Below are 12,044 nucleotides of genomic sequence, written 5' to 3'. Positions count from 1 at the left end.
CTGAAATGAAAAGCCGGAAGGAAGAACATCCGGATGAATGCAATTATGAAACTGTTAAAAAAGAAACAAGAAATGAAAGTTTGTAAATTCGGCGGAACTTCCGTCGGCACCGTAGAGAGAATGAAACATGTAGCAACACTCATTAAAGATGCAACACCCAAGATTGTGGTACTGTCTGCCACTGCAGGCACCACCAACCATCTGGAGGAGATTGCCGCCAACTTGTTCAACCGTGAAATAGAACAAGCTCACGACCGTATCACCCGGCTGGAATTCCAATTCATCGAATTTGCCAATGGGTTGCTGACCGACGAGAAACAGAAACGGGAAGCAATAGATTATATCCTCGACCGCTTCCAGCAACTTTGGAAATTTACCAAAGATTCCTTCACCTCTGTCGAAGAGAAGGAAGTGCTGGCACAAGGCGAACTTATCAGTACCGCCCTAATGCACTTCTACCTGCGCGAGCTGAAAGTTCCCAATGTACTGCTTTGTGCATTCGACTTCATGCGTATCGGCCCCGACAACGAACCCGACTTGGAATATATAGAACAGAAACTCCGAGAACAGCTTGCCTGCCATCCCGGCATCAATCTCTTCATCACTCAGGGTTTCATCTGCAAGAATGCCTATAACGAAACAGATAACCTGAAACGCGGCGGCAGTGATTACACTGCTTCCCTCATTGGCACCGCCCTCCAAGCAGACGAGATACAAATATGGACGGACATAGATGGCATGCACAACAATGATCTGCGCGAGGTGTCAGGTACCCGCCCCGTGAAACGCCTCAGCTTCAACGAAGCCGAACAACTGGCCTTCTATGGTGCCAAGATACTGCATCCCTTCTGTATCGCCCCGGCACGCCTAAGGAATATTCCCGTCCGGTTGCTTAACTCTATGGAACCGTCGGCAGAAGGCACGCTAATTTCCAACCTGCAGGACGACAATATCATCAAGGCCATAGCCGCCAAGGACCACATCATATACATAAAGTTCGAATCGAACCATAATCTGTGTCCCTATCTGTTCATCAGCAAGATTTTCGACATTTTTGCCAAGTACCGTACCCCCCTCTGCCTGCTGGTATCTTCCAATCTGGACGTATCTGTGGCTATAGACGACTGCACTCGTTTATCGAACATCATCTCCGAACTACGCCAATATGCCCATGTATTGGTAGAAGACCGCATGACCATCGTCTCCGTGGTGGGCAACATGCAATGGGAATATGCCGGGTTTGAGGCAAAGATTATGGAGGCGCTAAAGGACATCCCCCTACGGATGATTTCATATGGCAGCAGCAATAATGACGTGGCATTCGTCATTAAGAATACAGACAAAAAAAGGGCTTTACAAGCCCTAAATGATAAGTTATTCCAACCGGAATATGCTGAACGGAACTAAAAGAAATGGTTCCGTATCTCCTTCGCGATGTAACGGCCCATCAGCTCCTGCCCCGGTTTGTCGGGATGCAACCCGTCGCGCAGATAGCGCCCGCTACCGGAAGGCTGCTCAAACTTTTCGGTGATACCACAGTTGGAGTAACAGTCTATCAGCTGCACGGAAAGCGCCCGGCACAACTCACGCAAGATGGCAATCTTCTGCAGATTCAGTGCATTGTGTTCGGGGTTGCCGGTCTGAATCGGCGTGCACACGAATACGCGGCATTGGGGATAATGCTCCAGAATGGTCTGAATGGACCAACGGGCACCGCCCGCCATGGTGTTGACATCTACTTCATCGAGCGTCTTCCCTTTAAGGGCCTCTTCGGCACTACCCAAGTTACGGTCATTCGTTCCCATAGAGAACACAAAGACATCGGGCGCAGGGTAAGCGCCACTTTCCACTTCGGCTATGAACTTCTGGATATGCACCTTTGACACGTTGTTGTGCCGCATCTGTAACTCATGCTTATCCTCCGTAACCTGCCAACCGCCGGAGATGCCGGCAAAAGCTTCGCTGCCATAATCCTGAGTATCGGGATGGCATGCCCATGTGGCAGAACCGACCGCCACGTTGTGATGTGTAGCGAATCCGAGTTTATCCACTACAGTCTTAGACCATTGTTCGCCTGCGGTAATGCTGTTTCCATCGCACCCGAAGTTCAGCTTGCTGAAGTCCGGATAAAGAGATTGCGCATGCAGCGCAATCCCCATCCAGACAAGAATCCCCAAAACCATCAATCTATTCATCTTCTTATGATAGAAAACCTATGAAAAACGTTCAATAATTTCCATGCACATACGTCCGTTGTGATACGGACATTTCCAGAATCCCGCCTTGTCATCATCGGTGTTCACCGTGCCGTCGGCACGCACGCTCCAATGCCATTCTCCGTACTTGTAGTCTACCAGATGCAGCTTGATGAAGTCCCAACATCGGAGAGCCTTCTGCATGGCCACTTCGTCATCAAAGTGCTGGTAGAGGTTGGCATGTCCCACTACGTTCTCGGCCTGCACCCACCAGTGGCGGTCAGTATCGGTCTTTCCTTTATCCAGAAAAGTCTCGTATATCATGCTGCCGTCGGGCGTCAATCCTTCATCGGCAGCGGCAGCGATGTATTCTACAAGTGGTTCCACTTTCTCCAGGAGGTCCTTATCGCCCAGAACAAGGGCAGCCTCGTGTATCAACCAGGAGGCTTCGATGTCGTGTCCATAGGAGACAATGCGGTATTTACTAACCCAATCATCATTGAAGAACAATTCCAGATGACCGGTCTTGATATTCAGAATCCGTTCCGTGAAAAGGCCTATCAAATTGCGCAGTTGCCTCTCCAGACGGGTATCCTTCCACACGCGGAAAAGATTGGTATAAGGTTCCAGAATATGCAGATGGGTATTCATCGTCTTGCGCTCGTTCTCATCCTTGGCGCTGAGGCGCATGTCGGCTATTTCTCCCCATTCGCGGGTCAAGGCTTCGCAATAACCGTTTTTCACGGGGTCGAAGCTATGCTCTTCGACGGTCTCGAACAAGCGGATGGCATATGCCAGCGCTTCATCATCGCCCGTGGCACGAGCATATTCACTCAGCCCGTAGATGGCGAACCCCAAAGCATAAATCTGCTTCTTGGTATCGAGCGGATTGCCTTTATAGTCGAGAGACCAGTAAACTCCACCAAATTCATTGTCATAGAAACGGTCGATAAGAGTACGTTTGGCACGCGTAGCCGTTTCCAGATACTCCGGCCTCTTCAGCAAGCGGTATGCAGCCGAGAAGGTCCACAAGATGCGGGCGTTCAGGATTGCCCCCTTTTCTGCTTCGGGCTTCACCTCCTCCCGGCCCGTGATACGGCCGTAGAAACCGCCGTTCACTTCATCCGTCATTCTATTTATCCAGAAGGGGAGGATATTGGAAACCAGCTCCTCCTCCATCTCCTGTTTCATCTTCTTGATATCCACAAGTTTTTGAGTTATGAGTTATAAGTTATGAGTTATTCTGCTAAAGGTTCTCACGGCGCTCTTTCAGGTCTGCATTGATGGCTGCCATACGCGTCTTATTCAATGGATAGATGAATACGACAACGATGGAAAGTGCGGCTATCGCAGCAGGAATAAAGCTCATCAGATACTTCAAGCCATCCAGCGCCTCGGGAGTCTGCACGGCATTCTCTGCGGTATTGTAACCGAAGAATGCCAACAGTGCCATTACTGCCCAGCCTGCAAATGCACCGCCAAACTTCTGCGCCATAGAACCGGAAGAGAATATCAGCCCCGTAGAGGATGTGCCATCCTTTTGCTCGGCATAGTCCGCCACATCCGCATACATGCTCCAAATCAACGGAGATACGATACCGGTGCAGATGGAGATAAGCACCTGGAAAATCATCATCAGCCACCATCCCAGCCCGTCATTCGGCACAAAGAAGAAGAGCACGCTGAGCACTACCAGGCACACGAGCGAAATGATATAAGTGGACTTCTTTCCAAACTTCATGGACAGAGGCACAGCCAGCGCCACACCAATCATATTACACACTTCACCCACCATCAGGAACAAGCCGGCATACAATACCAGATTGAACACCCCGAAATCGAGGAATGCATTGGCACTGATATAGTCCTTGAAGAAGTAGGCGGCAGTAGCTCCGCGTACCGTATTGAAGAAATTCGACAACAACGCCGCACCATTCAATATCCACCAAGGCGAATTGCGCACCAGTGACTTCACATCCTTACCGATGGATTCGGACGCCACACTCTTGACATGCTCGCGCGTCATGCTAAAGCAAAACAGAAAACCCAAAAAGCAGAGCGTGGCAATGCATACCATGGCATATTGCCAACTGGAAGCATTGCTATAGTCCATTGATTTAAACCAATTACACAATGGCTCCCATGCTCCCAAAGCGATAAAACTACCTCCGTATGCAAAAAACATACGGTAAGAAGAGAAAACCGTTTTTGTGTTCGAATCATCAGTCATTACTCCCAACATAGCCCCGTATGGTACATTGATTGCCGTATATACCGTCATCATCAAGATGTAAGTGACATAAGCCCATACCAGCTTACCCGTTGTCCCCATGTCGGGCGTTGTAAAAAGTAAAATCCCGGCAATGGCAAAAGGAGCTGCAATCCACAACAAATAAGGACGGTATTTACCCCAACGCGTATGAGTACGGTCTGCAATGACTCCCATCATCGGATCGGACACTGCATCCCAAATACGTGTCACCAGCATCAGCAATCCTGCATCAGCCAAGCTCAAGCCAAAAATATTCGAATAGAAGAACGGTAAGTAATAGGAGAATATTTTCCAGAACATAGAGGAAGACATATCCCCGAAACCATAACCGATTTTCTCTTTTAGTGTTGCCATAGTATGTTGTATTTTTATTATTTCATTATCTGCAAATTCTTGTCTATCAGTTTCTTCAACGTTTCTACCGAAGCTGATGAAGACAAGCCGTCAGCAGGCGTATTCATGCAATAGTCCACCAGCTTATCAATGGTAGAGGTAGCCACATGCATCCGCGTGTCGGAAGAAGCGTAGTAGATGAATACTGTTCCGTCTTCGTCGGCAATCCAGCCGTTGGTGAAAAGTACATTGCTTACGTCACCTATACGCTCCTCACCCTCGGGTACCATAAAGGCCCCACCGGGAGTGGCAATCAGTTTCGTCGGGTCTTCCAGGGAAGTCATGTACATATAGAGCACATAACGCAATCCGGCGGCACAACCGCGGACACCATGAGCCAGATGCAACCATCCTTTCGGAGTCTTGATGGGATGCGGACCTTCACCATTCTTCACCTCCTTGATGGTGTGATAGTAGCGCTGGTCGATAATCTTCTCTTCCTTCACCTCAGCATGGGTTATGTCGTCCACCAGCGCCCAGCCGATACCACCACCGCTGCCGGCATCAATAAAGCCATCCTGCGGACGGGTATAGAGGGCATATTTGCCATCTACAAACTCCGGGTGCAGCACTACGTTGCGTTGCTGGCTCTTGGTCTTCAGGTCGGGCAGGCGTTCCCAGTTCTTTAAATCCTTGGTGCGGGCAATGGCAGCTGTAGCCGTAGCCGAGGACAAATCACCGGCAGGCGCATTGTCGTCGTGGCGTTCGGCGCAGAAGATACCGTAAATCCAGCCGTCCTCATGAGCCGTGAGGCGCATGTCGTATACATTCGTTGCCGGAATCGCGTCTTCGGGCATGGTGATGGGATAATCCCAGAACCGGAAATTATCAATGCCGTTGGGACTCTCGGCTACGGCAAAGAACGACTTACGGTCAGCGCCCTCTACACGTACCACCATCAGATACTTGCCATTCCACTTAATGGCCCCCGAATTCATGGTCGCATTCATACCGATACGTTCCATCAGGTACGGGTTGGACTTCTCATCCAAATCATACCGCCAGAATACAGGTGTATGAGCAGCCGTCACTACCGGATATTTATAGCGGGTGAATATGCCATTGCCGTCTTCCACGGCCACATTCTTTCTCGTAATCAACTCTTCGTGTCTCTGAAAGAGCCTCTCTACCTTTTCTTTAAAAGCTTCCATGTCTGTTATATTGATTGTTTGTTTATTGATACAGATTTACATCAGCTGCAAACAGCGTCTTGGGATTGTTATAGAACTCCACAAAATCCTCCGCAGATGTCTGTCCCGGATAGGGGGCATAGTAATGGGTCACCTTTTCACGGGCATTGCGCCACACCAGCACATAGGCAAGCGGATATTTCTCCAACGCAGGCAGCAGAGTACCAGTCCACCATTTGGCATCGGGAATTCCTTCGTAACCGGTTTCGGTCACAGCAATCACCTTATTGTGTGCTTTCCCTACACTGTCGATAATGGAAAGTGCCCTATCCATCCCGGCAAGATAGGCATCCCGATCGAACTGATAGGTATCGAAACCGATAACGTCTATCAACTCATCGCCCGGATACTTCTTCAAATATTCCGTCGTGTCCTTGGGTTCCGTGCCCGGAGAGTAAGCATAAAGTGCATTGTCCACTCCTTTGGCCTGCAGAGTATCCACTGTCATGTGCCACAATGCCTTATACTCTTCAGGGGTACACAGTTTTTCGCCCCACCAGAACCAGCTGCCGCTGTGTTCGTGCCAGGGACGGAAAAGTACGGGTATCTTCACGCCGTCCGCCGTCTTCAACGAATGAAGGAAATCGGCCACTCCTCCCAACCAGCCGGCAAATTTCTGGTGATTCTCGCCACCAGGCAAGATGGACTTCACCACCGTCGTATCCGATACATCCCAGGCATCACCGCCCGTCTTGGGATTGCGCGCATGCCAACTGAGCGAAACCATGCCGCCCCGCTGATACTGATTGATTATCTCTTTCCTGATTTTATCGAAGGGAACCTTATCCAGATTGGCGGCATTCCCAAGTTCCAGCTCTCCCAAATCAAAGCTGATAACAGCCGGATAGTCGCCACACACGCTTTTCACATCCGAACGGCCTTCCTCACCTTCCCAGCCGATACCATATACCGTATCGTCATGATGGCCGAGCATGATACCTTTGGAAGGGATTTTTTTCAAGTTAGCCAGTAAGTTCTCCGTTTCCTGCGTACGCGCAGCAGCCGTCTCTTCATTCACACTCTGTTCTTTCTTGGAAGAACCGCAGGCGGTCAACAGACTTGCCGCCAGAATCATCATAGCAAATTTTACTTTTCTCATATCCATGTTTTTCAATCTGGTATTGTTATTGGTAACACTAATTCCTGGCACAAAGATAGCGGATTGCACCAAGAGAAAATGATACAATTTTATCCCTTTACTGTATTAAAAAGCAGAATATAAAAAACGTATCATCTAACTTTCACCGGAACGCGCTTCCGCGAGACAATTCCCCGTTCCACTTTCCGGCGTTCCAGCTTCACCGGTTCGCTTGTAAAATCGGGAACATTGTACGAGTAGACCAGACGGTCGTAATACTCCCAAGGATTTTCCTGAGGAAGCAGGAAAGGCTTGCCCACCACCCCATTCTCATCCATACTTGCCAGATACAGACGGGTATAAAGCCCATCTCCCCTGCGGCTACTGAACACAAACCATCGGGAGTTGCTGCTCCAGTTATGGAAACTTTCCGTATCATCGCTGTTCACCTCCTTTATGGGACGCATACCGCCATCCTTCAAATCCAACAGCCATAAATCGGCTTCTTTATGCCAAATTGAGAAATTCCCGTAATCCGACAAAGTAAACATGATATACTCGCCATCGTACGAGGGCCTCGGGAAGGAGATGCTTTTCTTCATAGCTGCCGCATTGACCAGCGTATCTATCTTTTCGCCAAATGTCCCGTCTTCCGGATTGAAATCTATACTACACAAGCTATAACGTATTTCCTTATATTCCGCCGGTATCGGCTTGGCCTCCGCAGTACAGAAATACAGTTTGCGTCCGTCCGGTGAAAATACTGGAAAGGTTTCGAAGACTTCCTTCTTCTGAAGCAAGGGAGAGAGCAGTAATTCATGTGTCTCGGGATGATAGACCAGTACATCCGATTCCAAGTCGAGCACTTCCACACGCTCATCCTTCACCGCATGGAAAGACTGGCGCGTATTGTTGACAGAATAGGCAATATATTTGCCGTTTGGATGCCAATAAGGGTACACCCCCGCAGAGAGAGTGGAATCCGTTTTCGTATCCAGCATTTCGCGCTTCCCGTCTATCTGCATCAAGGTCCCTCCGTTCTTTCCACGGATATGCAGGCTCAGATGGTCCGGATTTGTTTTGTTGAAAGCATGACAATTCAGGCACATGCCCGGCACCATGGTATTCTCCAGCAAGGGACGCTCCTCGAACGAAGCAAGGTCACGCTCATAAATGCCCATCTTGCTATAAACTTCATATCCGGGAGCCAGCTTGCGGTATACCACCCCATAATCTATAGGATACGGACTGACATACATGGGAAAAGAGCGGTACTGTTTCCACTCGCCGTCTTTCCGGATACATACCGTAAACAGAAGGCTATCACCCTTGTTCTCCTCCAAAAGCTCTTGCCATGCATCTTGCGGAAATGATACTATTTTATCATTTACGTGCATCTCTCCGGACTTTCCTCCGGTCACGGTCACATCCACACGTTCGTACGCTCCACCAATACAATTGAAATTCATAGGAGCAATGGTTGCAGGAATAGTCACACCGATATAGTCGGGATAGATATCCGGCCATTCATCCACCCTTTCCGGGGAAGTCACCGGATTGCCGCAAGCGGCAAACCACCATGCAGCCATTATGCAAACAGCTATATTCTTCATCTTTTTCATTTTACTTTCTTAGTAGCAAATAATTCCAGTATGTACTGCCGAAACGCGCCTCCAACATCTGCCGGGCATTCTGCTGCGAGGTATATATCCGCGCAAATTCCGTTACATCCCGCACCACTTGGGGCGAAATGCTCCACGGCATACCCTGGAAGTTCTTGTGCGTCTGTGTCCATACATATATCAACGCCTCTTGATAGCTGCGGGGAATATGGTCGTAGCCGGCATGCTTACCCAGCGGATAGTACTTCATGAAACGTTCCAAATCACGTTGCTGCAGGACATAGGCCAGCATATACTCAAATGCCATCCGGTTCCGGTGGTTGTGCTGGTAAAGCAGCCCCAGCATGATGTCCGTTTCCTGGCTGCTGAACAAGAAGTCTTCCGTATAGCGTATCTGCCTTAACCAACCCCACTCCTTGTGGGCATTGATTTTTTCCTCATTATACAGATAGGTCATGGCATCCTCTGCCCAATCCCTGTAGAAGATTGTCTTCCTCAACAAACGCAGGTACTTGGCTGCCACTTCGTATTGCCCGTTTATCAGGTTCGTCTCTGCCAGACGCTTGAAGCAACGGCCACTCTTGTTGAAGTTAGGTATGGCCTCCATCGCCTCAAAAGTGAAACGCTGTGCCGTATTGACCATACCCAAATGATAGTATGCCTCACTGGTGGGCAACGGAGAAGTAAAATCACGCTGAAACTCCGGCAGCAGCCCTTCCGTCCCGTTCTGGTAAAACTCGAACATACGGTCGCCCATCTGTCCCGTCTTTCCCAAAGCAAGATTCAGGCAGGTCACGCCGAAAGGTGAAACCGGTGACTTCTCTTCTGCCTTTTCTATAATCTCCTGCCATTGTTTATTACGTACCAGCTGGTCATACTCCATCGCTTCCTCTTTATCCATATCGCAACCGGCCGCCACGTAGTAATAGCCGAACAATGTTACCGCCACCACTTGCAGAACTCCATAAAATACCGGCTTCTTCTTCAAAGCGGGCAAAGCGGACAGCAGGAAGGGGAGAACAACCAGTAATACGGCAAGCCCTATCTCTATCCAGGGAATCACTGCCGGGAAACGGTAATATCCTATACCACCCATCAGACGGTAAATGGGGAATTGTACCCACATGCTTGCCAATAGCGGACAACCGATACCCCACAATCCTACACCCCAGAACACTCCGACACCACCCCAGAAATTCTTACCTTTAAGATTCAACCGGAACTCGCGTACAATCACCCAGCCCATAAAGATGAAGTGTGCCGCACCCGCTGTCCAGTAAAGCAGCGGAAGGACTATCAGAATGTATGCCACACGCTGCCACTTCCCTTTCAAATCCGCATACCAGCAGGATGCAGACAATGCTAACAGCAGAGCCACCACCAATGACAGCATCGCATTTTCATCACCCATGAAATGCCACAAGACAATGATGGGCAGAAAACTCAGCGGATAATACACATCAGCCGCACCCTGCTCCTTCGCCAGTTTCCAAACCAACCGTTGCAACAACACGTACAAAAAAGCCAGAATACAAGCTCCCGCCCACACGTGATAATAGAACTGCGTCAGATACTCAGCGATATAATCGGCCAACCCACCGGGAACCACTATCCGTTCCCACCAGTAGTCGGCATCGAACAAGAAAAGCTGGAACTGCTCCTGATAGGAAATATGGGCCGGATATACGCTTCCCCAAAAGAGAAGCACCGCTACGCCAAAAAGTATCGACAACCCTATCTTCCAAGTCTTTTTCAGAAATAAGAACATTTACTATTTACAATTTATTATTTACAATTTGGTACTCTCTGTATGTCTTGTCATTTGAATTCCTCAGCCTTCAGTTGCCGGTTTATCCGCTTGATGGAAGAAGCATCAAAAGGAACGGGAGTAGCCGACAAATCGGGAATATTGTAGGATTTCAATGTCAAATCGTCTTTTTCAGGGTCCGACTGGGGTAGCACAAAAGGCTTATGCGCCTTCCCTTCAGCATCCAGATAGGCAAAATAAACCCGCCCGTACTGCCCGTCACCCCGCTTGCTGGCAAAGGCAAACCAACGGCTGCCTGACGACCAACTGTGATAAGTGTCCGAACGGCTGGAGTTGACCATTGGCAGGGAGTCGATGGCGCCCGTCTGCAAATCCATCAGCTGCAATTCCGTCTCCCGGTGCCAAATGGGGAATGTTCCATAATCAGCAACGGTATAAAGCAGGTAGCGTCCGTCCGGTGAGGCTTTCGGATGACACACGGAGCCTTTCTCCAGCCGGGCATTCCAAAGGGTATCCACGCGGTCACCCCATGCGCCGTGATTGGCATCGAACGCAATGCGGCAAAGCGAATAGCGTAATTGCTGTACGCTGTCCGGCAATGGCACAGTCGGAGCTGAGCAGTAATATATCCATTTCCCATCGGCAGAGAATGTGGGAAAAGTTTCTAATACGGTGGAATCCGCCGTAAGCGGAGATAGAATCATCCGGTTTCCGTCAAAATCGGCGACAGCCAAATCGGAGACGGTATCGTAAACTTCCAGACGGCGGTTACTTTCCGTATGGAACATGGGAATAATCACATTAGACGAGAACACACCATACCGCCCGTCAGGATGGAAATCCCCGTAGACAGCCGCAGATATCATCTGTTCATTCTTCAAGGCAAGCTTACGGAGCTTGCCGTCACGGTTCAGGACAGTCCCCCCTCCCTCACCCCGAAGATGGAACATCGAAAAGTTGCCACTATTTCCTCCGTGCACATGACAGTTCATGCACTTGCCGTCTGTCTGACTGTTATCCGCCAAAATACGCTCTTCGAAATTCTCAATACAACGTTCACGTATCTGCAAGGCATTCCATACCTCATAACCGGGCTCTATCAGACGGTAACTGACATAGGCGTCAAGCTTGTCCGCCACTACCTGCCATGCAAAGGAAGGATAGCGCAGCCAGCGGCCGTCGGTACGGGCAGTAACAACTACTTCCAAAGTATGTTCCTTCTCCGTTTCAAGCAATGCACGCCAAGCTTTCAAGGGGAATATCGCCTTGTTCCCGCGCGCATTTATCTCCAAGCTGTCCGATGCTCCCTTTACACTCACGCATACCGCATCCACCCCTTCATTCCGCACAAGGAAATTCAAAGGAGCCACATTGTAGGGAATGGTTACATCCTGATATTCCGGATAGAGCACCAATAACCGGTCTGCAGGCTGTACAGACTCCGGACGGGGACTGCAAGCATATAGGCAGTAGCACAGTAACAGCCCCACAACAACTTGTATATATTTCATATCTATGTTCATCAT

The 12,044-nt window shown here is 49.4% G+C and carries 9 protein-coding genes; 1 reads left to right on the top strand and 8 read right to left on the bottom strand.

What is annotated here, in order from left to right:
* Positions 1–72 precede the first annotated feature (72 nt).
* Positions 73–1,407 carry an aspartate kinase gene (locus tag DWY55_RS12995; RefSeq protein ID WP_022400873.1) on the top strand — a complete coding sequence of 445 codons (1,335 nt, stop codon included), beginning with the start codon at positions 73–75 and terminating at the stop codon, positions 1,405–1,407.
* On the opposite strand, the gene DWY55_RS12990 is transcribed toward DWY55_RS12995, so the two are convergent.
* The 8 genes from DWY55_RS12990 to DWY55_RS12955 all read right to left on the bottom strand — a co-directional run bounded on the left by DWY55_RS12990 (position 1,404) and on the right by DWY55_RS12955 (position 12,044).
* Positions 1,404–2,195 carry an SGNH/GDSL hydrolase family protein gene (locus DWY55_RS12990; RefSeq protein ID WP_005824695.1) on the bottom strand — a complete coding sequence of 264 codons (792 nt, stop codon included), beginning with the start codon at positions 2,193–2,195 and terminating at the stop codon, positions 1,404–1,406. The two genes, DWY55_RS12995 and DWY55_RS12990, sit on opposite strands and share 4 nt — an antisense overlap.
* An 18-nt stretch (positions 2,196–2,213) precedes the next feature.
* On the bottom strand, positions 2,214–3,401 hold the full coding sequence (locus tag DWY55_RS12985) for an AGE family epimerase/isomerase (protein WP_022400874.1): 1,188 nt from the start codon (positions 3,399–3,401) through the stop codon (positions 2,214–2,216).
* Positions 3,402–3,441: 40 nt separating this feature from the next.
* Positions 3,442–4,821, bottom strand: a complete 1,380-nt coding sequence (locus DWY55_RS12980) for an MFS transporter (protein WP_005824990.1) — start codon at positions 4,819–4,821, stop codon at positions 3,442–3,444.
* 17 nt (positions 4,822–4,838) lie between these two features.
* The gene (locus DWY55_RS12975; protein WP_005824991.1) at positions 4,839–6,011 is read right to left on the bottom strand and encodes a glycosidase; all 1,173 of its coding nucleotides are present in this window, start codon (positions 6,009–6,011) and stop codon (positions 4,839–4,841) included.
* A 22-nt stretch (positions 6,012–6,033) separates the two neighbouring features.
* Positions 6,034–7,149 (bottom strand): glycoside hydrolase family 26 protein, encoded by a 1,116-nt coding sequence (locus tag DWY55_RS12970; protein ID WP_005834842.1) that lies wholly within the window; start codon positions 7,147–7,149, stop codon positions 6,034–6,036.
* 131 nt (positions 7,150–7,280) lie between these two features.
* Positions 7,281–8,741 carry a TolB family protein gene (locus DWY55_RS12965; protein ID WP_005834841.1) on the bottom strand — a complete coding sequence of 487 codons (1,461 nt, stop codon included), beginning with the start codon at positions 8,739–8,741 and terminating at the stop codon, positions 7,281–7,283.
* A gap of 10 nt (positions 8,742–8,751) precedes the next feature.
* Positions 8,752–10,518 carry a DUF6057 family protein gene (locus DWY55_RS12960; protein ID WP_005824995.1) on the bottom strand — a complete coding sequence of 589 codons (1,767 nt, stop codon included), beginning with the start codon at positions 10,516–10,518 and terminating at the stop codon, positions 8,752–8,754.
* A 50-nt stretch (positions 10,519–10,568) separates the two neighbouring features.
* Positions 10,569–12,044 carry a TolB family protein gene (locus DWY55_RS12955; RefSeq protein ID WP_119979709.1) on the bottom strand — a complete coding sequence of 492 codons (1,476 nt, stop codon included), beginning with the start codon at positions 12,042–12,044 and terminating at the stop codon, positions 10,569–10,571.

Source organism: Bacteroides sp. AF25-38AC (genome assembly GCF_003602995.1).
Classification (GTDB): Bacteria; Bacteroidota; Bacteroidia; order Bacteroidales; family Bacteroidaceae; genus Bacteroides; species Bacteroides uniformis.
The sequence above is the reverse complement of the archived record's forward strand: the minus strand, read 5'-3'. Positions and strand labels throughout refer to the sequence as shown.

Coding starts and splice junctions, on each gene's coding strand:
- DWY55_RS12960 (WP_005824995.1), bottom strand. CDS start 10,518: ATGTTCTTATTTCTGAAAAAGACTTGGAAGATAGGGTTGTCGATACTT.
- DWY55_RS12955 (WP_119979709.1), bottom strand. CDS start 12,044: ATGATGAACATAGATATGAAATATATACAAGTTGTTGTGGGGCTGTTA.
- DWY55_RS12990 (WP_005824695.1), bottom strand. CDS start 2,195: ATGAATAGATTGATGGTTTTGGGGATTCTTGTCTGGATGGGGATTGCG.
- DWY55_RS12970 (WP_005834842.1), bottom strand. CDS start 7,149: ATGAGAAAAGTAAAATTTGCTATGATGATTCTGGCGGCAAGTCTGTTG.
- DWY55_RS12965 (WP_005834841.1), bottom strand. CDS start 8,741: ATGAAGAATATAGCTGTTTGCATAATGGCTGCATGGTGGTTTGCCGCT.
- DWY55_RS12980 (WP_005824990.1), bottom strand. CDS start 4,821: ATGGCAACACTAAAAGAGAAAATCGGTTATGGTTTCGGGGATATGTCT.
- DWY55_RS12975 (WP_005824991.1), bottom strand. CDS start 6,011: ATGGAAGCTTTTAAAGAAAAGGTAGAGAGGCTCTTTCAGAGACACGAA.
- DWY55_RS12995 (WP_022400873.1), top strand. CDS start 73: ATGAAAGTTTGTAAATTCGGCGGAACTTCCGTCGGCACCGTAGAGAGA.